Annotated in this window: 17 protein-coding genes and 1 pseudogene; 14 read left to right on the forward strand and 4 right to left on the reverse strand. The window is 69.5% G+C overall.

From position 1 onward, the window contains the following. Window positions 1-24: 24 nt before the first annotated feature. From ABZ904_RS38540 to ABZ904_RS38555, 4 genes are all read left to right on the forward strand, one after another. A complete protein-coding gene (locus ABZ904_RS38540) occupies window positions 25-306 on the forward strand; it encodes an SHOCT domain-containing protein (RefSeq protein WP_359402767.1) in 282 nt (93 codons plus the stop codon). Window positions 307-375: 69 nt separating this feature from the next. Further along, on the forward strand, window positions 376-855 hold the full coding sequence (locus tag ABZ904_RS38545) for a general stress protein (protein ID WP_359402764.1): 480 nt from the start codon (window positions 376-378) through the stop codon (window positions 853-855). A gap of 171 nt (window positions 856-1,026) precedes the next feature. Further along, window positions 1,027-2,046 carry an alcohol dehydrogenase gene (locus ABZ904_RS38550; RefSeq protein ID WP_360998538.1) on the forward strand — a complete coding sequence of 340 codons (1,020 nt, stop codon included), beginning with the start codon at window positions 1,027-1,029 and terminating at the stop codon, window positions 2,044-2,046. Window positions 2,047-2,163: 117 nt separating this feature from the next. Beyond that, window positions 2,164-4,044: a Na+/H+ antiporter NhaA gene (locus ABZ904_RS38555; protein WP_359402757.1), complete on the forward strand. Its 1,881-nt coding sequence runs from the start codon at window positions 2,164-2,166 to the stop codon at window positions 4,042-4,044. Window positions 4,045-4,132: 88 nt separating this feature from the next. On the opposite strand, the gene ABZ904_RS38560 is transcribed toward ABZ904_RS38555, so the two are convergent. Further along, the gene (locus ABZ904_RS38560; RefSeq protein ID WP_359402755.1) at window positions 4,133-4,816 is read right to left on the reverse strand and encodes a glycerophosphodiester phosphodiesterase; all 684 of its coding nucleotides are present in this window, start codon (window positions 4,814-4,816) and stop codon (window positions 4,133-4,135) included. Between the two features lie 63 nt (window positions 4,817-4,879). Continuing rightward, window positions 4,880-6,005, reverse strand: a pseudogene (locus tag ABZ904_RS38565) (adenosine deaminase). 89 nt (window positions 6,006-6,094) lie between these two features. Between ABZ904_RS38565 and ABZ904_RS38570 the strand changes: the two are divergent. Continuing rightward, window positions 6,095-7,078: a DUF4190 domain-containing protein gene (locus ABZ904_RS38570; protein WP_359402752.1), complete on the forward strand. Its 984-nt coding sequence runs from the start codon at window positions 6,095-6,097 to the stop codon at window positions 7,076-7,078. Between the two features lie 128 nt (window positions 7,079-7,206). Here ABZ904_RS38570 and ABZ904_RS38575 read toward each other — a convergent pair whose 3' ends face one another. Then, window positions 7,207-7,764, reverse strand: coding sequence for an NADAR family protein (locus tag ABZ904_RS38575; RefSeq protein ID WP_359402749.1), 558 nt, complete (start codon window positions 7,762-7,764; stop codon window positions 7,207-7,209). 209 nt (window positions 7,765-7,973) lie between these two features. Between ABZ904_RS38575 and ABZ904_RS38580 the strand changes: the two genes are divergently transcribed. From ABZ904_RS38580 to ABZ904_RS38610, 7 genes are all read left to right on the forward strand, one after another. Next, a complete protein-coding gene (locus ABZ904_RS38580; protein ID WP_361828798.1) occupies window positions 7,974-9,527 on the forward strand; it encodes a gamma-aminobutyraldehyde dehydrogenase in 1,554 nt (517 codons plus the stop codon). A gap of 54 nt (window positions 9,528-9,581) precedes the next feature. Beyond that, window positions 9,582-10,829: a spermidine/putrescine ABC transporter substrate-binding protein gene (locus ABZ904_RS38585; RefSeq protein ID WP_359402746.1), complete on the forward strand. Its 1,248-nt coding sequence runs from the start codon at window positions 9,582-9,584 to the stop codon at window positions 10,827-10,829. Between the two features lie 5 nt (window positions 10,830-10,834). After that, window positions 10,835-11,986 (forward strand): ABC transporter ATP-binding protein, encoded by a 1,152-nt coding sequence (locus tag ABZ904_RS38590; protein ID WP_360998542.1) that lies wholly within the window; start codon window positions 10,835-10,837, stop codon window positions 11,984-11,986. Further along, entirely contained in the window at window positions 11,986-12,915 is a 930-nt protein-coding gene (locus tag ABZ904_RS38595) for an ABC transporter permease (RefSeq protein ID WP_360998544.1), read from the forward strand. Before ABZ904_RS38590 ends, ABZ904_RS38595 begins: the two co-directional genes overlap by 1 nt. After that, on the forward strand, window positions 12,916-13,716 hold the full coding sequence (locus ABZ904_RS38600; protein ID WP_359402737.1) for an ABC transporter permease: 801 nt from the start codon (window positions 12,916-12,918) through the stop codon (window positions 13,714-13,716). A gap of 23 nt (window positions 13,717-13,739) precedes the next feature. Then, window positions 13,740-15,158: an FAD-dependent oxidoreductase gene (locus ABZ904_RS38605; RefSeq protein ID WP_359402734.1), complete on the forward strand. Its 1,419-nt coding sequence runs from the start codon at window positions 13,740-13,742 to the stop codon at window positions 15,156-15,158. A 136-nt stretch (window positions 15,159-15,294) separates the two neighbouring features. Next, the gene (locus tag ABZ904_RS38610) at window positions 15,295-17,103 is read left to right on the forward strand and encodes a glycoside hydrolase family 18 protein (protein ID WP_360998547.1); all 1,809 of its coding nucleotides are present in this window, start codon (window positions 15,295-15,297) and stop codon (window positions 17,101-17,103) included. Here the strand turns inward: ABZ904_RS38610 and ABZ904_RS38615 are convergent. Beyond that, on the reverse strand, window positions 17,042-17,767 hold the full coding sequence (locus ABZ904_RS38615; protein ID WP_361828791.1) for a phosphatase PAP2 family protein: 726 nt from the start codon (window positions 17,765-17,767) through the stop codon (window positions 17,042-17,044). The two genes, ABZ904_RS38610 and ABZ904_RS38615, sit on opposite strands and share 62 nt — an antisense overlap. Window positions 17,768-17,786: 19 nt before the next feature. Between ABZ904_RS38615 and ABZ904_RS38620 the strand changes: the two genes are divergently transcribed. Next, complete coding sequence (locus ABZ904_RS38620; protein ID WP_361828793.1) at window positions 17,787-18,059, forward strand: recombinase family protein; 273 nt, start codon at window positions 17,787-17,789, stop codon at window positions 18,057-18,059. Between the two features lie 792 nt (window positions 18,060-18,851). Further along, window positions 18,852-19,664 (forward strand): hypothetical protein, encoded by an 813-nt coding sequence (locus ABZ904_RS38625; protein ID WP_359402722.1) that lies wholly within the window; start codon window positions 18,852-18,854, stop codon window positions 19,662-19,664. The last annotated feature ends 309 nt before the right edge of the window (window positions 19,665-19,973 follow it).

The raw sequence follows: 19,973 nt of genomic DNA on the forward strand, positions 1-19,973 counted from the left end.
GTCCGGATGAGGGAGTGAACATCCGTGGTGTTCTGGTATGGCCACAACCTCGGCGGATGGGGCTGGTTCGCCATGTCGGCGGCCGCGATCCTCTTCTGGGCGCTGATCACCAGCGCCGGTGCCCTGTTCGTCCGGGCCCTGCTGCGATCCGAGGGCAGCGGGGCGCCGGATGTCACCGCGCCGGACGGGCCTGCTCCCGAGCGGCTGCTCGCCGAGCGCTTCGCGCGCGGAGAGATCGGCGAGGACGAGTACCGCCGCCGTCTGGACGTTCTGCGCAACGACGGGCGACCGCTCGGACAGAGGTGACCCGGGCGCTGCGGCGGCTACCGGTCGCAGCGGACCGCAGACCGGGACGGCGACGAAGGGAGTCCTTCGATGGCGCAGCAACCGCCCATGGCACCGGTCGACCGGCCGGTGGTCGCCTCGTATCCGACCTATCAGCAGGCCCAGCGCGCGGTCGACTTCCTCTCCGACAGCAAGTTTCCGGTGGAGCGCACCGCGATCATCGGTTCGGACCTGCGGATGGTGGAGACGGTGCTCGGCCGTCTCACCCGCGGCCGGGCGGCCTTGGCGGGCGCGGGCTCGGGCGCCTGGTTCGGACTGCTCATCGGTCTGCTTCTGTCGCTGTTCGCCGCGGGCAACCATGACGTCCTGCTGCTGATGGTGAGCGGATTGTTCTGGGGCGCGATCTTCGGTGCCCTCTTCGGTTTCGTCGGCCACGCCCTGACCGGAGGCCGCCACGACTTCGCCTCCCGCAGCCAGATCGTGGCCGCCCGCTATGACGTGGTCGCCGAGGCGGCCGTCGTGGAGGAGGCGAAGAACCTGCTCATCAAGCTGGGCTGGCGCGAAGGCTGAGCCAAAGGAGCGGTCGCTTCGAGCGGACCGCTGCCGCGGGCACGACCGGACCGGGTGCCCGCTTCCGGGGCGGTCACCGTGCCGCGCGTCTGCGGAGCCGCCCGGTGCGACAACGGAATGATTGATGAGCGAATGTCCGGTTCGCGCCCTACAGCAAGGAGCCGAGAAGCCATGTCCGTGATGCGAGTCGCCCAGGTGGCCGAGCCCCGGGGGAGTTTCGAGATCGTCGAGCGGGAACTGCCGGAGCCGGGGCCTGGGCACGTGCGTATCGCCGTGGAGGCCGTCGGTGTCTGCCACACGGATGCGGTGTTCGTGCAGACCCCCTCTCCGGCCATCCACTTCCCGCTCGTGCCCGGGCACGAGGTGGCGGGCAGGATCGACGCGGTGGGTGAGCGGGTGGTCGGCTGGGGAGTCGGCGCCCGGGTGGAGGTGGGCTGGTTCGGCGGTCAGTGCGGCCACTGCCGCCCCTGCCGCCAGGGCGACTTCATCAGCTGCGTCAATCTGAAGGTGCCGGGCCTGTCCTACGACGGCGGATACGCCACCCACATCGTGGTGCCCGTCGAGGCGCTGGCGCGCATCCCCGAGGGTCTCTCCGCGGTCGACGCCGCCCCACTCGGGTGCGCGGGCGTCACCTCCTTCATGGGGCTGCGCAGCAGCGTGGCCCGTGCCGGGGACCTCGTCGCCGTCCTCGGCGTGGGCGGCCTCGGGCATCTGGGCATCCAGTACGCCACCAGGATGGGCTTCGAGACCGTGGCGATCGCCCGCGGCCGGGACAAGGAGGATCTGGCCAGGCATCTGGGCGCGGACCATTACATCGACAGCTTGTCCTCCGATCCCGCGCAGGTGCTGAAGGACCTCGGGGGCGCCAAGGTCGTCCTCGGCACCGCGGCGAACTCCGACGCCATGTCGGCGACGATCGACGGGCTCGCCCCGCGCGGGCAACTGGTCGTGATCGGGGTGACGAACGAGCTGCTCAAGGTGACGCCGACGCAGCTCATCGGGGGCAGCAAGTCCCTGAGCGGGCATCCGTCGGGCACGGCGCGGGAGGTCGAGGAGACCATGGCCTTCAGTGCGCGCACCGGGGTACGGCCGATGGTCGAGACGATGCCGCTCGAGGAGGTCAACGACGCCTTCGCACGTATGCTGTCCGGGGCTGCGCGCTTCCGCATGGTGCTGACCACCGGTGGATGACGATGCCACCGCGCGGTCCCACGAGAGGCGGGGTGGTCACCCCGGCCGTCCGGTGCGGCCGGGGGAGGCCTCGGATCCGTCCGTGCCCGGTGCCGACCGTCGAGTGAGTGTCCGAGTATGTCCTTCCAAGCCGGCGACTACACGTTGCAGAGCGCCTGCGGCAAGAACCAGCGCTCCCCGCTGCGCGACTTCCTGCACACCGAGACCGGCAGCGCGGCCGTCCTGGTGGCGGCGGCGCTCGCGGCACTCGTCTGGGCCAATGCCGCCTTCCCGGACTACGAGGAGTTCTGGCGGACTCATCTGTCCCTCCGGGTGGGCCCGTACGGGGTGTCGCTTCCGCTGCGCGAGTGGGTGAACAGCGGACTGATGGCGCTGTTCTTCTTCGTCGTCGGCCTGGAGGCGCGCCGCGAGTTCGACATGGGCGAGCTGCGTGACCGCACACGTCTGGCGCTGTCGCTCGCGGCAGGCGTGAGCGGCATGCTCGTGCCGATCGGTGTCTACCTCGCGTTCAACGCCGGCCACGCGACGACGCAGGGCTGGGGCACCGCGATGTCCACCGACACCGCCTTCGCCCTCGGCATGCTCGCCGTCGTCGGCCGCCACATGCCCCCCGGGCTGCGGGTCTTCATCCTGACCCTCACCGTGGTCGACGACTTCCTGGCCCTCGGTGTCATCGTCATCGCCTACAGCGGTCGCCTCAACATGCCGTCGCTGCTGGTCGCCGCCGGCACCTTCGCCGTCGTTCTGCTCGTCCGGTCGCTCGGCGTCCGCCACTCCGCCGTGTACGCGCTGCTGGCGCTGATCGCATGGGTCGCCCTGCTGGAGTCGGGCGTGGACCCCGTGGTCATCGGACTGGCCATGGGCCTGCTGACATACGCCTACCCGGCGGCGCGCACCGAACTGGAACGCATCACCGGACTGTTCCGGCTGTTCCGCGAGCAGCCGACGCCGGAACTGGAACGCACCGTGCGCGCCGGTATCGCCGCGGCCATCTCCCCGAACGAGCGGCTTCAGCGCATGTTCCACCCATGGACCAGCTACGTCGTCGTACCGCTCTTCGCCCTGGCCAACGTCGGCATGCCGATCGGTCTCGACCAGCTGGGACGGGCGTTCACCTCACCGGTCACCCTGGGCATCCTCCTCGGCTACCTCCTCGGCAAACCGATCGGCATCGTGGGGGCCGCGGCGCTGGTGACGGCGGTGAGCCGCGGACGGATCCGGGTCCCGGTCGGCTGGGGCTCCGTCCTCACGGGCGGGACCCTGGCGGGAGTGGGGTTCACCGTCTCCCTGCTCATCGCCACCCGCGCCTTCGCCGGCCTGCGACTCGAGGACGCGAAGATCGGCATCCTGAGCGCCGTCCTCGGCTCCTTTGTGGTCAGCCGGCTCGTCACCGCAGCCATACAGATGCTGCCGCGCCCCCTTCGGATGCGGGCGCTGCTCGGGAAGTCGGAGACGATCGTCGATCTGGCGGTGCCCGTCGACCCCTACCGCGACCACGTCCGTGGCCCGCGCGACGCGCCGGTGACCGTCGTCGAGTACGGCGATTACGAGTGCCCGTACTGCGGGCAGGCGGAAAGCGTGGTGCGCGAACTGCTCGGGGACTTCGGGGACGTGCGGTACGTGTGGCGGCACCTCCCGCTGACCGACGTCCACGGGCACGCCCAGATCGCCTCCGAGGCCGCTGAAGCGGCCGCTCTGCAGGGGCGTTTCTGGGAGATGAACGATCTGCTGCTCGCTCATCAGGGGGCCCTGGACTTCGACGACCTGTCGCGCTACGCCACGGACATCGGGCTCGACGCGGTCCGCTTCGAACGGGACATGCGTGCTCACGCCGGCGCGGTACGCGTGGCCGAGGACGTCGAGTCGGCGGACCTCAGCGATGTGGCGGGGACGCCCACCTTCTTCGTCAACGGGCGCAGACACCAGGGCGCGTACGACATCGCCAGTCTGTCCGAGGCCGTACGCGTGGCTCGTGAGCGCGCTGCCCTGGCCGCCTGACGCCGCACCGAGGTACTTCTTCCGTACGAACGGCGCGCCGAGCCACGCCGGCGCCTCGCCCGGTGTCGGTCCTGATCCGGTGTCCGCCTCAGAGCCCGCGCAGTGCGCACAGCTGGTCGACGCGGTTCGTGGTGATCGAGTCGACGCCCAGGTCGAGCAGGCGCCGCATCGAGCGGCGGGTGTCGGGAGTCCACACGGACAGCAGATGGCCGCCCCGGTGGACTCGGGCCGCGAGATCGCGATCGATCAGGCTGAAGCGGTAGTTGAGCCAGCGCGGACGCACCGCGTCGAGCAGGCCGGGACGTGGCGGAGCCAGGGTCGTCCAGGTCAGCGCGATCTCCGCGGAGGGGTCGGCGGCACGGACCGCGAGCATGGTCTGCGCTCCCGCGGAGTAGTACACCCGCTCCTCGGCGCCGCACTGCCGGACGGCGTCCACGATCCGGCGCACCTCCCTCAGCGAGGGGTGGCCCGGCACGTCGATCATGACCCGGGTGCCGTCGGTGGCCGCCAGCGCGTCCGCCAGTGTCGGCACCCCGCCCGCCGTCAGTCCCCGGACCTCGTCCGAGGAGAGCGCGGCGAGCGGGCGGTCCTGCTCCCACAGCCGTTTCAGTGTTCCGTCGTGCAGCAGCACCGGGACGCCGTCCCGCGTCAGCCGTACATCGATCTCCACCGCGTCCGCGCCCCGCCGGACGGCGGAGCGCAGCGATGCCAGCGTGTTCTCGCGATGACGGTAGGGGTCGCCGCGGTGGGCGACGGCAGTCACGGTGCGCATGGGCCCATTGTGAAGGTGGAGAGCCGCGAGCCGGGTCCCCGGGGGTCCGGACGGCCCGTGGTGTCAGGGGGCGAGCCACGCCGTGGTGTAGGCGTCGATCTCGGCGGCCAGCTTCGCCTTGCCGGCTTCGTCCAGGAAGGACGCCTCCACCGCGTTCTGGGCGAGGCCGGCCAGACCCCGCTCGTCCAGGTCCAGCAGCCGCGCGGCGACCGCGTACTCGTTGTTGAGGTCGGTACCGAACATCGGCGGGTCGTCCGAGTTGACGGTGACGAGGACACCCGCGTTCATGAACTCCTTTATGGGGTGCTCGTCCAGCGTGCGGACCGCCCGCGTCGCGATGTTGGAGGTCGGGCAGACCTCCAGCGCGATGCGGTGCTCGGCGAGGTGGGCGAGCAGCTTCGGGTCGCGGGCGGAACTCGTGCCGTGTCCGATCCGCTCGGCACGCAGCTCGTTCAGCGCGTCCCAGACCGTCTCGGGGCCGGTCGTCTCGCCCGCGTGCGGCACGGACCGCAGTCCGGCGGCGATGGCCCGGTCGAAGTACGGCTTGAACTGCGGCCGGGGGACACCGATCTCGGGTCCGCCGAGCCCGAAGGAGACCAGCCCCTCGGGACGCAGCCTGTCGTCGGTGGCGAGCCGGGCCGTCTCCTCCGCGGATTCCAGTCCCGCCTCGCCGGGGATGTCGAAACACCAGCGCAGCACGGTGCCGAACTCGGCCTCCGCCGCCTTGCGGGCGTCCTCGATCGCCTCCATGAAGGCGCGCTCGTCGATGCCGCGGCGGGTGGACGAGAAGGGGGTGATGGTGAGCTCCGCGTAGCGCACCTGCTGCCGGGCCATGTCGCGGGCGACCTCGTACGTCAGCAGGCGGACGTCCTCGGGGGTCCGGATCAGGTCGACGACGGACAGATAGACCTCGATGAAGTGCGCGAAGTCGGTGAAGGTGAAGTAGTCGGCGAGGGCCTCGGGGTCCGTGGGCACCTTGGAGTCGGGGTGGCGGGCCGCCAGTTCCGAGACGATGCGGGGGGAGGCGGAGCCGACGTGGTGCACATGCAGTTCGGCCTTCGGCAGTCCGGCGATGAAGGCGTGCGGATCCCGCACGGCGGGCGCGTCGTGGTAGGCGCTCAAGGGTTCCTCCCCGGGAACGGCGCCCCGGCACGGGCTCGGGCGGGACGCGGATGATCGGCTGATCGATGACTCAGGGATCATCGTAGGGCGCGGGTCACGCCGGGCAGGCGCGGGCCGTAGCATGACGGAACGTACGACAGAGGGGGGACCTCACGCATGTCCGACGACGCGCAGGCGCCGGGAACGCCGCAGGACGCCGTCCCGGGCCCATGGGATCGGCCGGGCGACGGGACGGACGGGTCACCGGGCACGCCGGCCGCCGGGGGCGTCCCGGCCGCGCAGGCGTCCGGCACCGAGTCCGGCGGGCGAATACCGCCGGGTGCCGCCGCCGTCCAGGCGCCCAAGGTCCCGCTCGACAAGCCCGCCGCAGGCCCGGAGTCCGGATCCTGGACGTCGCCCGCCGACCGGGCGCCCTTCGCGAGCCCCGCCGATCCGGCGGCCGGAACCCCCGCCGCCCCCCGGGACACCGTTGTCTCCGGCGGCGCCCCCTCCGTGCACGACCAGCCCACGGTCGTCTCCCCTCCCGGCTCCGGAACACCGGGCGCTCCCGCTCACCCGGCCTGGAGCAACCCGTTCGCCCCGCCGAGCCCCGGCCCCACGCCTGCGGCCCCGTCCGCGGGCAACCCGTTCGCTCCTCCGTCTCCCGGTGCCGCCGGAAACCCCTTCGCGCCGCCCGCCGCCCAGGCCGTGCCACCACCGCCCATAGGACCCGAGGGACCCGGGCAGCTGTCGTACGGCTACCCCCAGTACCCCGGCTACCCGGGGTACGGCATGCCGTACGGACCTCAGGGCCCCGGCTACGGCTGGCCCGGACTGGTGCCCGTACCGAGCAACGGCATGGGCACCGCCTCGCTCGTGCTGGGCATCATCTCGGTGGTCGTGTTCTGCCTCGGACCGGTGGCCGCCGTCATCGGTGTGCTCGCCGTGATCTTCGGCATCGTCGGCCGCCGCAAGGCACGCCGCGGGGAGGCGACGAACGGCGGGATGTCCCTCGCCGGACTCATCTGCGGAGCGGTCGGAGTCGTCCTCGGGATCCTGATGCTCATCGTCTACATCACCGCTCCGGACAGCGGCGACGACCCTTGGAGCAGCACGGACGACGGCTACTCGACGTCCTTCGTGACGCACGGGCTTCCGTAGCGGCACCGTCGGCCGTATCTGCCGCCAACCCGCCCATATTTGTGCGGATCGGACGAATCATGTCCGGGCGGCGTCCCCGCCCGGGCGCCCCGGAGCCGACGGCCCGTGGACCCGGCGGCCCGGCGCCGTCAGGACGCGCCGAGCCGCTCCCGGGCCTCCATCAGCGCGAAACCCAGCAGATTGAGTCCCCGCCAGCGCTCCGGGTCCGCCGCCCGTTCGTCGTCCGCCGCGAGTCCGATGCCCCAGATCCTGTCCACCGGACTCGCCTCGACGAGCACCCGGTTGCCCGTGCCCAGCAGAAAGGCCCGTAGACCGGGGTCCGCGGCGAACTTGTGGACGCTGCCCTCGACCACGATCCCGAACCGCTCGCGCTCCCATGTCGTCCCGTCGAAGCCGCGCACCAGCCGCCCCGCCTTCTTGGCGAGCGCCGGGTTCCGTGCCTCGACGGCCATCCGCTCGGCCTCCAAGTCACCGAACAGCCGCGCCTTCGACGCCATCATCCAGTGCTCCGCCGTCGCGTACCGCACGCCGTCCACGGTGAACGGGAACGGCCACCACTGGCTCAGACAGCCGGCCCCGAGCTGTCCGTCCGGGCGCGGGCGATGACCCCAGAAGTGCAGGTATTTGACCCTCGCCCCGGTCCGGACCTCGCTGACCAGGGCCTCCAAAGTATTGATCCTCCCCATGCACGTGAGTCTGGCAGCCACCACTGACACTCCGTCCTCCCTATATCGGGCGGAGTCGACACCCTGGTCGACAGATTCCGTCGCGTAACCAAAAGGCAACAACGGAATCACTTGTTGGAGTGCACTTGCTCTGTCAGGATCGGCACTCAAATCGAGCCGAAGCTACGCCAGACCCCGTGGGACGCGGGCCGGCGGCGGAGGAGAGCGACATGTACAACCCGGGCAACGCCGGCGACGGCGACATCCGCACCCGGACACAGGCGGCCGTACAGGAGCGCTTCGCGGACGGCGCGCAGTACATCGCGGGCAGTGCTGCCAAGGGCACGTCGGGCAACCGGCACGCGGTCGTCGACCCGTCGACGGGCGCCGAGGTCTACCGATACGAGACGGCCGGCCCGCAGGACGTCGACCGCGCCGTCGCCGCCGCCCGTGCCGCCTTTCCCGGCTGGTCGGCCGCCACGCCGGGTGAGCGCTCCGACGCGCTGCACCGCTTCGCCGCCGTTCTCGCCGACCGCGCGGAGGAGTTCGCCCGCTTCGAGTCCCTCCAGTGCGGCAAGCCCCTGAAGCTGACGCGGGAGTTCGACGTGCCCGGCACGATCGACAACACCGCTTTCTTCGCCGGCGCCGCCCGGCACCTCCAGGGGCAGTCGGCAGGTGAGTACTCCGGCGACCACACCTCCTATGTACGCCGCGAGCCCATCGGCGTCATCGGCTCCATCGCGCCCTGGAACTACCCGCTCCAGATGGCCGCCTGGAAGATCCTCCCGGCGATCGCCGCGGGCAACACCATCGTGCTGAAGCCCGCCGAGCTCACCCCGCTGACCTCGCTGCTGTTCGCCGAGGCCGCCACCGCGGCCGGGATCCCGGACGGTGTGATCAACATCGTCACGGGCACCGGAAAGGAGGCGGGCGAGCGCCTCGTCGGTCATCCCGATGTGGCCATGACCTCCTTCACCGGCTCCACCGCCGTCGGCAAGCGCGTCGCCGAGATCGCCACCGCCACCGTCAAACGGCTCCATCTGGAACTCGGCGGCAAGGCGCCCTTCCTCGTCTTCGACGACGCGGACCTCGAGGCCGCGGTCCAGGGCGCGGTCGCGGGATCGCTCATCAACACCGGCCAGGACTGTACGGCCGCCACGCGCGCGTACGTGCAACGTCCCCTCTATGAGGAGTTCGTGCGGCGGACCGCCGCCCTCATGGAGACCGTCCGGCTCGGCGACCCGTTCGCCCCGGGCACCGATCTCGGCCCCCTGATCTCGCACGTCCAGCGCGACCGCGTCGCCGGTTTCGTCGACCGGGCGCGTGCCTACGCGCGCGTGGTCACCGGCGGTGAGGCCCCCGACGGGGACCTCAAGGACGGCGCCTACTACCGGCCCACCCTTGTCGCGGACGCAGCGCAGGACAGCGAGATCGTCCAGTCCGAGATCTTCGGGCCCGTCCTCGTCGTCCTGCCCTTCGACAGCGACGACGACGGCATCCGGCTCGCGAACGACACCCCATACGGCCTCGCCGCGTCCGCCTGGAGCCGGGACGTGTACCGGGCGAACCGCGCCACCCGTGAGATCAAGGCCGGGTGCGTGTGGGTCAACGACCACATCCCGATCATCAGCGAGATGCCCCACGGGGGCTACCGCGCATCGGGCTTCGGAAAGGACATGTCCATGTACTCCTTCGAGGAGTACACCCAGATCAAGCACGTCATGTTCGACAACACCGCGGTGGCCGAGAAGGACTGGCACCGCACGATCTTCGGGGACCGCTAGCACACAGGCCGCCCGACCCGCGGCCGTTCACCCTCCCGAAAGGGCACCACGCGCATGGAGCAGTACGAGCCCGACCGCCTGACCCCGGTCCAACTGGCCGCTATGCGGCGCAGCTTCCGCAATGGCAGGGCCTCCCTGACCCGCCGTTCGCTGCTGCGCGCCTCCGCGGGCGGCGCGCTCGCACTGGGCGGCCTCGGGGCGCTGAGCGGCTGCGGTATCCCCGCGGCCGGCAAGACACAGGGCGGCACCACGACCGAGGACCACTCGGCGAAGGAGAAGGTCGTCAACTTCTCCAACTGGCCGGAGTACATCGACGTCGACGACAGCGGCAAGAACCACCCGACGCTCGAGGCCTTCGCCAAGCAGACCGGCATCCAGGTCAAGTACACCGAGGACATCAACGACAACAACGAGTTCTTCGGCAAGATCAAGCCGCAGCTCGCCGCGGGCCAGGACACCGGCCGCGATCTCATCGTCCTCACCGACTGGCTGGCCGCCCGGCTGATCCGCCTGGGATGGGTGCAGAAACTGGACGCGGAGAACCTTCCGCACGCCTTCGCCAACCTGTCGAGCCAGTTCCGCACCCCCGACTGGGACCCGGGCCGCGCCTACTCCTATCCCTGGCAGGGCATCTCGACCGTCATCGCCTTCAACAAGAAGGCGCTCGACGGTGTCGAGGTCAAGTCGATCTCCGATCTGCTCGACAACCCGAAACTCCGGGGCCGGGTCGGCTTCCTGTCGGAGATGCGCGACAGCATCGGCATGACCCTGCTCGACATGGGCAAGGACCCGGCGAAGTTCACCGACGACGACTTCGACGCGGTGATCGCCCGTCTGCAGAAGGCCATCGACAAGGGCCAGATACGCCGGTTCACCGGCAACGACTACACGTCCGACCTCACCAAGGGAGACCTGGCCGCCTGTGTGGCCTGGGGAGGTGACATCGTCCAGCTCCAGGCGGACAGCCCGGACATCGACTACATCATCCCGGCAAGCGGCTACATGACGTCGACCGACAACATGCTGGTCCCGAACAGGGCCCGTCACAAGGCGAACGCCGAGCGGCTGATCGACTTCTACTACCAGCCCGACCAGGCCGCCGCCCTCGCCGGTTACGTCAACTACGTGAGCCCGGTCGACGGGGTGAAGCCCTATCTCGAGAAGATCGACGAGAACGCGGCGCACAATCCGCTGATCCTTCCCGACAAGGCCATGGCCGCGAAGTCGCACCCCTTCCGCTCGCTGACGCAGAAGGAAGAGACGGCCTATGAAGAGAAGTTCGCGAAGCTGACAGGGGCGTAACCACGATGACGACAGACAACAGCGGCGACGTCCGCCTCTCCGGGATCAGCAAGACGTACGGCTCCTTCACGGCCGTCCACCCGCTGGACCTGACCGTGCCGCAGGGCTCCTTCTTCGCCCTGCTCGGCGCCTCCGGGTGCGGCAAGACCACCACCCTGCGCATGATCGCCGGTCTGGAGGAACCTTCCTCCGGTACGGTCCGCCTCGGCGACCAGGAGGTCACGCATCTGCCGCCGTACAAGCGGCCGGTGAACACCGTCTTCCAGTCCTACGCCCTCTTCCCACATCTCGACATCTTCGAGAACGTCGCCTTCGGCCTGCGCCGGCGCGGCATCAAGTCGGTGAAGAAGCAGGTCGAGGACATGCTGGAGCTGGTGCAGCTGGGCGAGCAGGCGCGCAAGAAGCCGCACCAGCTCTCCGGCGGCCAGCAGCAGCGCGTCGCGGTGGCCCGCGCGCTCATCAACCACCCCAAGGTGCTGCTCCTCGACGAGCCGCTCGGCGCCCTCGACCTCAAGCTGCGCCGGCAGATGCAGCTCGAACTCAAGCGCATCCAGACCGAGGTGGGCATCACCTTCATCCATGTCACGCACGACCAGGAGGAGGCCATGACGATGGCCGACACCGTCGCCGTGATGAACGCGGGCAGCGTCGAGCAACTCGGCTCACCCAGCGACCTGTACGAGAACCCGCAGACCACGTTCGTCGCCAACTTCCTGGGCACGTCGAACCTGATCGAGGCCGAAGTCGACTCCCGGAACGGCGCGGAGATCGTCCTCAAGGCCGGCGGCGGCAAGCTCACCCTTCCCGAGGCGCGCTGTTCCGCGCCGGCGACGGCGGGCGGCAAGGTGCTGGTCGGCGTGCGCCCGGAGAAGATATCCCTGACCCACGCCGACGACGCGGGCGAAGTCCCCGACGGCCGCAACCGCATCACCGGCAAGATCGCCGATTCCAGCTTCATCGGCGTCTCCACGCAGTACGTGATCGACAGCCCCGTCTGCCCCGAGTTCGAGGTGTACGTCCAGAACATCGACCGCGATCCCCGTCTGGTGCCCGGCGCCGAGGTCGTCCTGCACTGGAACCCGGCGCACACCTTCGGGCTGGACGCGGCGCAGGACATCGACGCCGGTGTGGAGTCCGTCGAGGAGGAGGCTGCCTGATGGCCGCTGTCACCGAGGCGCCGCCACCTCTCGCGCCCACCGCCCTGGAGGCGAAGCCCCCGCGCAAGCGAGGCCGCTTGACTCCGTACTGGCTGCTGCTGCCCGGCATCCTGTGGCTGCTGATCTTCTTCGCACTGCCGATGGTCTACCAGGCCTCGACATCCGTGCAGACGGGCTCCCTGGAGCAGGGCTACAAGGTCACCTGGCACTTCGCGACCTACTGGGACGCGCTGTCCACGTACTGGCCGCAGTTCCTGCGCTCGGTCCTCTACGCCGCCGCCGCGACCCTGCTGTGCCTCGTGCTCGGCTACCCGCTCGCGTACCTCATCGCGTTCCGCGCGGGCCGCTGGCGGAACCTGATCATGATCCTGGTGATCGCGCCGTTCTTCACCAGCTTCCTGATCCGCACGCTCGCCTGGAAGACCATCCTGGCCGACAACGGGCCGGTGGTCGGCGCGCTCGGCACGCTGCACGTGCTCGACGTCACCAACTGGCTCGGCTGGACCCAGGGCGACCGGGTCCTGGCGACGCCACTCGCGGTGGTCTGCGGTCTGACGTACAACTTCCTGCCGTTCATGATCCTGCCGCTGTACACCTCGCTGGAGCGCATCGACGGACGCCTCCACGAGGCCGCGGGGGATCTGTACGCCAAGCCGTTCACGACGTTCCGGAAGGTCACCTTCCCGCTGTCGATGCCGGGCGTGGTCTCCGGCACGCTGCTGACCTTCATCCCGGCGGCCGGCGACTTCGTCAACGCCGACCTGCTCGGTTCCACCGACACCCGCATGGTCGGCAACGTCATCCAGACACAGTTCCTGCGGATCCTCGACTATCCGACGGCCGCGGCGCTCTCGTTCATCCTGATGGCCGCGATCCTCGTCATGGTCACGGTCTACATCCGCAGGTCCGGCACGGAGGATCTGGTTTAAATGGCCTTCGTCAACTGGCTCAAGCGCAATCTCGTCATCCTCGCGGGACTGCTGACACTCGGATATCTCCTGCTGCCGAACGTCATCGTCACGGTGTTCTCCTTCAACAAACCGAAGGGGCGCTTCAATTACGAATGGCAGCAGTTCTCGCTGGACGCCTGGAAGGACCCCTGCGGCGTCGCCGACATGTGCGGCTCGCTGTCGGTCAGCCTCCAGATCGCGGTCTGGGCGACGATCGGCGCCACGATCCTCGGCACGATGATCGCCTTCGCGCTGGTCCGCTACCGGTTCCGCGCCCGCGGCAGCGTGAACTCGCTGATCTTCCTGCCCATGGCGATGCCCGAGGTCGTCATGGCGGCCTCGCTCCTCACCCTGTTCCTCAACCTGGGTGCGCAACTCGGCTTCTGGACGATCCTGATCGCGCACATCATGTTCTGCCTCAGCTTCGTCGTGACGGCCGTCAAGGCGCGTGTCATGTCGATGGACCCGAGGCTGGAGCAGGCCGCACAGGACCTGTACGCGGGCCCGTTCCAGACCTTCCTGCGGGTCACCCTGCCGATCGCGGCACCCGGAATCGCCGCGGGCGCGCTGCTGGCCTTCGCGCTCTCCTTCGACGATTTCATCATCACCAATTTCAACGCGGGCTCGACCGTCACCTTCCCCATGTTCGTGTGGGGCTCGGCCCAGCGCGGAACGCCCGTCCAGATCAATGTGATCGGCACGACCATGTTCATCATCGCCGTGCTGTTCGTCCTGTCCTCCATGGTCATCGGTAATCGCCGGAATCGCCGGAAGGCGTAATGCACGCGTAGGGAGTTGACATCATGGCCCCAAGCGCCATGACCCGTTGGACCAAGTCTCTTTCCGAAGCCCAGCCGGTTCCCTACTGGCTGGACGACCCCGGCAAGCCCCACCCCGAGCCCGCCCTGACCGGCACCGAGACCTGCGATCTGCTGGTCGTCGGCGGCGGCTACAGCGGACTGTGGACCGCGCTCATCGCCAAGGAGCGCGACCCGCGGCGGGACGTGGTGCTGCTGGAAGGCCGCGAGGTGGGCTGGGCCGCCTCGGGCCGCAACGGCGGCTTCTGCGCCGCCTCCCTCACCCACGGCCTGGCCAACGGTCTGACCCGCTGGCCCGACGAGATCCACCGACTCCAGGAGCTGGGCGCCCGCAATCTCGACGAGATCGAGAAGGCGGTCGCCCGGCACTCCCTGGACTGCGAGTTCGAGCGCACCGGCGAGATCGACGTGGCGACCGAGACGTACCAGGCGTGGGAACTGCGCGACTGGTACGAGGAGATGGAACGCCGTGGCCTTGCCGGGGACACGGAGTTCCTGGACGCGGAGGCGGTAAGGGAACAAGTCGACTCGCCGACCTTCCTCGCCGGTCTGCACGACCGCCGGGGCGTGGCCCTGGTGCACCCGGCCAAGCTCGCCTGGGGCCTCAAGCGGGCCTGCCTCGCGCTCGGCGTCCGGGTCTACGAGCACACGCCCGCGCTCACCCTGAAGCCGTACGGCGCCGGTATGGCCGTCCGGACCCCGTACGGCCGGGTACGCGCCCGCAAGGTGGCGCTCGGCACGAACATCTTTCCGAACCTGGTGCGGCGTGTGCGGTCCTACACCGTCCCGGTCTACGACTACGCCCTGATGACCGAGACGCTCAGCGACGAGCAGCTCGCGTCGATCGGCTGGAAGAACCGTCAGGGACTCGGGGACTCGGCGAACCAGTTCCACTACTTCCGGCTCTCGGCCGACAACCGCATCCTGTGGGGCGGCTACGACGCGGTCTACCCCTACGGCAAGCGGGTGCGGGCCGAGTACGACGACCGCCCGGAGACCTACGCCAAGCTCGCGGAGCACTTCTTCACCTGCTTCCCGCAGCTGGAGGGCGTCCGCTTCACCCATGCGTGGGGCGGCGCGATCGACACCTGCTCGCGCTTCTCGGCGTTCTTCGGGACGGCGCACCAGGGGAAGGTGGCCTACGCGGCCGGCTTCACAGGCCTGGGCGTCGGCGCCACCCGCTTCGGCGCGGACGTGATGCTCGACCTGCTGGCGGGGGAGCGCACGGAGCGAACCGAGCTGGAGATGGTCCGGAAGAAGCCGCTGCCGTTCCCGCCCGAGCCGTTCGCCTGGACGGGCATCGCGCTCACCAAGTGGTCACTGGCCCGCGCCGACGCACAGGGCGGACGGCGCAACCTCTGGCTGAAGACGATGGACAGGCTGGGCCTCGGCTTCGATAGCTGAGGCCGGACCACCTCCTCGCGGACCCCAGGGGCCCCCGGGCGGCAGCGGGTACATGCCAAGCCTCTTGACAACCGAATTGGTCTGGACCAAGTTGGGCGCGCTCCACCCTCCAATTCCCCCATGCCCGGAGGCACTTGTGGATCGCACCAGACCTTTCGTCCGCCATCGCCTGCTCGCCGTGGGTACGGCCGTCGCCCTGGCCGTACCCGGCCTGACCGCGCTCGCGACCGATGCCGGCGCCGCCGACGCGGATCTCGCGCGCAACGGCGGTTTCGAGGCCGGCCTCGACGGCTGGACCTGCACCGCCGGCACCACGGTCGGCTCCCCGGTGCACGGCGGCGGTTCGGCGCTGCAGGCGACCCCGGCCGGCAGCGACAACGCCCAGTGCACCCAGACGGTGACGGTCCAGCCGGACTCCCAGTACACGCTCAGCGGCTATGTCCGGGGCTCCTACGTCTACCTCGGTGCGAACGGCACGGGCACCACAGATGTCTCCACCTGGACCCCGTCGGCGGCCGACTGGCAGCAGCTGACGACCACCTTCCGCACCGGCGCGTCCACGACGAAGGTCACGATCTACACACACGGCTGGTACGGCACCGGCGCCTACTACGCCGACGACATCTCGCTGGTCGGACCGGGCACCGCTGCCGGGCAGCCGCCCGCCGCGCCGACCGGTCTGCGGACCGGCACCGTCACGTCCTCCAGCGTGGCCCTGTCCTGGTCGGCGGTGACCGGCGCGACGGGTTATGCCGTCTACCGCGACGGCGCCGAAGTCCAGACGGTGAGCGGCACCTCGGCCACGGTCACCGGACTGTCGCCCTCCACCGCCTACAGCTTCCAGGTGGCGGCCGTGAACGACGCGGGCGAGTCCGCGAAGTCGGCCGCGGTGAGCGCGACGACCTCCGCCGGATCGGGCGGCTCCACGGACCTCCCGGCGCACGCCCTGATCGGCTACCTCCACGCGAGCTTCGCCAACGGATCCGGGTACACGCGCCTCGCGGACGTCCCCGACAGCTGGGACGTCATCGACCTCGCCTTCGGGGAGCCGACCTCGGCCACCTCGGGCGACGTCCGGTTCACCCGCTGCCCGGTGACCGAGTGCCCGAACGTGGAGAGCGACGCCGACTTCAAGGCGGCCGTCAAGGCCAAGCAGGCGGCCGGCAAGAAGGTGCTGATCTCGATCGGCGGGCAGAACGGCCAGGTGCAGCTGACGACCACGGCGGCCCGGGACACCTTCGTCTCCTCGGTCTCGAAGATCATCGACACCTACGGCCTCGACGGCGTGGACATCGACTTCGAGGGCCACTCGCTGTCCCTGGACGCCAACGACACCGACTTCAGGAACCCGACGACACCGGTGATCGTCAACCTCATCTCCGCCCTGAAGAGTCTGAAGGCCAGATACGGATCGAAGTTCGTCCTCTCGATGGCCCCGGAGACCTTCTTCGTGCAGATGGGCTACCAGTACTACGGCACGGGCAAGTGGGGCGGCCAGGACCCGAGGTGCGGGGCCTACCTCCCGGTCATCAACGCCCTGCGGGACGACCTCACCCTGCTCCACGTCCAGGACTACAACTCGGGCCCGATCATGGGCCTCGACAACCAGTACCACTCCATGGGCGGGGCCGACTTCCACATCGCGATGACCGACATGCTGCTCACCGGCTTCCCGGTGGCGGGGGACACGAGCAAGGTCTTCCCGCCGCTGCGGCCCGACCAGGTGGCGATCGGCATGCCGGCGTCCACGAACGCGGGCAACGGCTACGTCGCCCCGTCGGAGGTCACCAAGGCGCTGGACTGCCTGACGAAGAAGACCAACTGCGGCTCGTACCCGACCCACGGCACCTGGCCCGCCCTGCGCGGCCTGATGACGTGGTCGGTCAACTGGGACCGCTTCGGGAGCTGGGAGTTCCAGCGGACGTTCGACGGCTACTTCGGCTGAGCACGCCCCACAGCAAGGAGAGCAGCACCGTGCACAGGCACCAGCTGGCCAGCACGTCCAGCGGCCAGTGGTAGCCACGGCGCACCAGGCCGAAGGCCACGCCGAGATTCAGGCAGAGGCAGACGCCGAGGAGTCCGAGGCGGGCCTGCGGTGTGCACAGCCGGGGCCACAGCAGCAGGGTGGCCGAGCCGTAGGCGATCGCCGCCGTGGCCGTGTGCCCCGAGGGGTAGAAGCCCGTGGCCGGGCCCATGACCGGTGGGCCCGGCCGGGCGATCAGCGCCTTGAGCGGGACGACGAGCGCCGGGACGGCCACCATCGTGCCGGCCGCCGCCGCGGGCGGCAGCCACCACCGGTCCGTGCCTTCCAGCCGGTCGTGCCAGGCGATGCCGATCAGGACGCCCGCGAGCACGGGCAGGGCGATGGAGACGTCGCCCAGGGCGGAGAGGAACTCGGAGAGCCGGCCGGGGTGGGTCAGGGTCCCGCTCAGCCGCTCGTCCAGCCGCAGGAGCGGGCCATGGACGGAGACCTGCCAGGTGATCAGCAGGAAGAGGAGAGCCGCGAGGCCAAAGAGAGCCGGAAGGCAGGCCGGCCGCCCCGGAACAGGGGGCCTTCTACCTTGCCCGGTAGGTGCAGACTCGAGGTCTGATTCTGGGGAGGGCGACACGGTGCACAGCTTGGCAGGGATGACCGGTCGCGAGTACGTGCGGGTCTCGGCGAAAGGCGAACGGAGTATCCCGGAGCAGCGTGACGACAACACCCGCACCGCTGAACGCGAAGGCGTCGCCCTTGGCCGGCCGTACCAAGACCAGGGCTCGGCATCCCGGTACGCGCGCACGAACCGCGACGACTTCGACCGGCTGACCGATGACCTGAAGAACGGCCGGTTCGGTGCTGATCTCCTGTGCTGTGGGAGAGCAGCCGCGGCTCCCGCCGTGTCGGTGAGTGGGTCACTCTGATCGTCGTCTTCGGCCGGCGGGCTCTGCTGAGGTTCCAGCCTGCCCGGTATGTGCCAACAGCTGTGGGGTTGCGTGTACCCCTGGGCGGGACGCGCCGTGGGCACCGTGGCGGGCCGCACCGGGCGCAGCTCGGCGCAGATCCTCGTCTGGGTGAAGCAGTGGATCGCGGTCGTCGAGGACGCCTTCCCCGGCCGGCGGGTGGACGTCTACACGTCGGCGGGGTGGGTGGCCTGGTCGCCGCGGTGGTCGTGTTCTTCGTCCACTGACCCGGTCCGCGCCCGTACTGAGCCCCCGTCGCCTAGGGCGGCGGGGGCGTTTTGGCGTGCTCGAGGGCCTGGCAGTGGGGCACACAAAGCAGCAGCGGTCTCGCGAAGATCAATGGTGCCTGGTCTTCAGCACCATGACGACGAGGGCCACAATCAGGATGACGACCATGATCCCGTACCACGTGAAGAATGATTCCGTTCCGGTCATTCGGATCGCCTTCTTCCGGAAAGCCGGCGGAAACGGCAGATTCCGCGGTTCCGGGTACCCTCCAGCGGCTGTCCGTCACCTCACCCACTGGTGCTCCGCTCGATAGCCCTGCAGTGGGGGCCTATTCGCATGCTCGGGCGCGGGTGGGTGCCTACGGTGGGCCAGGTGCGCAGGTTGCGGCTAGTTCTCCTGCCAAGGGGGTCCAGGAGCCTGACGCCGGGTGACCGAAGCGCCACCGTCCGAACGCTCACTCGAATAGTGATCATGCTGTGACCTAGTTGTGCACACCTCAGAAGCCGTGATCAATACGGTCTCACTGTGTCTAGCAACGAGAATCCACTTCCGCATCACCACAGACCCGACGGCGACCAGTGGAACGCGGTCCGCAACGACGGCTTCGTGCAGGGGGCCGGCATCAAGGAAGGCCCGGTTCCCGCCCGGAAGCGTGCGTGGCCCCGGAATACCGCGCTGGCCGTAGCGGCGGCCACCGTGGTCACGGCGGCCCTCCTTGCTGCGAGTTACAGGAGCTCGTCATCCCCCGAACACGAAGCCGCCGCACCCGCGACGACAACGGCCGCACCCACACCGCGTGCCTCAGTGACGACCGCTCGTGCCGCAGAACGGCCGATGATCCCCCTGGCCGAGGCGTTTCCCGACCATGCGGCGGACGGTAACGGTGGAACCTTCACCAGGCTGGGCCGGGCCGCGCTGAAGTCCTGCACCGAGCCCGACTCGGTCGGGTCGGCACTGGCCGCCGAGATCGCCGCCGGCAGAGGGTGTCTCGGCGAGGAGATCGCCCTGTACAAGGACACGCACGACAACCAGTTCAACCTGGCCATCTTCACAATGAAGGACCCCCAGGAGACGGTGAAGCTGGTGACCCGACTGTCCATGAACTTCAACGACTACGAGGTGGCCGCGCAAGCTCCACCGCCCGGATCCGGTCTGCCGACCCTGCCGGCTGACAGCGGAATGGTGCAGGCCTTCACCGGGCAGGGCCGCGCCATGGTGGCGGGACTTGGCCAGTGGTCGGACGGCCGGACGAGCGAGTACCAGAAGCTGGTGGATCGCTTGGAACCGCTGCTCAAAGCGGTCTCGAAGAACGTGGCTCGCTACGAGACCGCAAATTGAGCCATTCGAGGCACCACATCCCTCTCACCTCGAACGGTGTCTCCCTCAGGAACGATGGGGCGGGGGTGCCTATTCAAGAGGACGTCTGAGCCGGTATGTGCGCTTCGGATGCGGGCTTGAGTGTGCCACGCTCGGAAGATCACGCGGTCCCTTCGACAGCTACTGCAGTGTCCCGAGACGAACGGGTCGGGGACATGGCGATCAGAAGGGTTGGCCTCGATTCGTCTGTGGTCTGACGTTGCCGCCGTGAACGGCTGGGTGCCCGATATATCCCTTGCCGTGCGGGGACGGGTCGTCGCATGCGCTGCG

Source organism: Streptomyces sp. NPDC046900, assembly GCF_040644975.1.
GTDB lineage: Bacteria > Actinomycetota > Actinomycetes > Streptomycetales > Streptomycetaceae > Streptomyces.

Excerpts from the sequence above, each read along its gene's own strand:
- ABZ904_RS38545 (WP_359402764.1), top strand. The coding sequence starts at position 376 with ATGGCGCAGCAACCGCCCATGGCACCGGTCGACCGGCCGGTGGTCGCC.
- ABZ904_RS38550 (WP_360998538.1), top strand. The coding sequence starts at position 1,027 with ATGTCCGTGATGCGAGTCGCCCAGGTGGCCGAGCCCCGGGGGAGTTTC.
- ABZ904_RS38555 (WP_359402757.1), top strand. The coding sequence starts at position 2,164 with ATGTCCTTCCAAGCCGGCGACTACACGTTGCAGAGCGCCTGCGGCAAG.
- ABZ904_RS38560 (WP_359402755.1), bottom strand. The coding sequence starts at position 4,816 with ATGCGCACCGTGACTGCCGTCGCCCACCGCGGCGACCCCTACCGTCAT.
- ABZ904_RS38570 (WP_359402752.1), top strand. The coding sequence starts at position 6,095 with ATGTCCGACGACGCGCAGGCGCCGGGAACGCCGCAGGACGCCGTCCCG.
- ABZ904_RS38575 (WP_359402749.1), bottom strand. The coding sequence starts at position 7,764 with ATGGGGAGGATCAATACTTTGGAGGCCCTGGTCAGCGAGGTCCGGACC.
- ABZ904_RS38580 (WP_361828798.1), top strand. The coding sequence starts at position 7,974 with ATGTACAACCCGGGCAACGCCGGCGACGGCGACATCCGCACCCGGACA.
- ABZ904_RS38585 (WP_359402746.1), top strand. The coding sequence starts at position 9,582 with ATGGAGCAGTACGAGCCCGACCGCCTGACCCCGGTCCAACTGGCCGCT.
- ABZ904_RS38590 (WP_360998542.1), top strand. The coding sequence starts at position 10,835 with ATGACGACAGACAACAGCGGCGACGTCCGCCTCTCCGGGATCAGCAAG.
- ABZ904_RS38595 (WP_360998544.1), top strand. The coding sequence starts at position 11,986 with ATGGCCGCTGTCACCGAGGCGCCGCCACCTCTCGCGCCCACCGCCCTG.
- ABZ904_RS38600 (WP_359402737.1), top strand. The coding sequence starts at position 12,916 with ATGGCCTTCGTCAACTGGCTCAAGCGCAATCTCGTCATCCTCGCGGGA.
- ABZ904_RS38605 (WP_359402734.1), top strand. The coding sequence starts at position 13,740 with ATGGCCCCAAGCGCCATGACCCGTTGGACCAAGTCTCTTTCCGAAGCC.
- ABZ904_RS38620 (WP_361828793.1), top strand. The coding sequence starts at position 17,787 with ATGACCGGTCGCGAGTACGTGCGGGTCTCGGCGAAAGGCGAACGGAGT.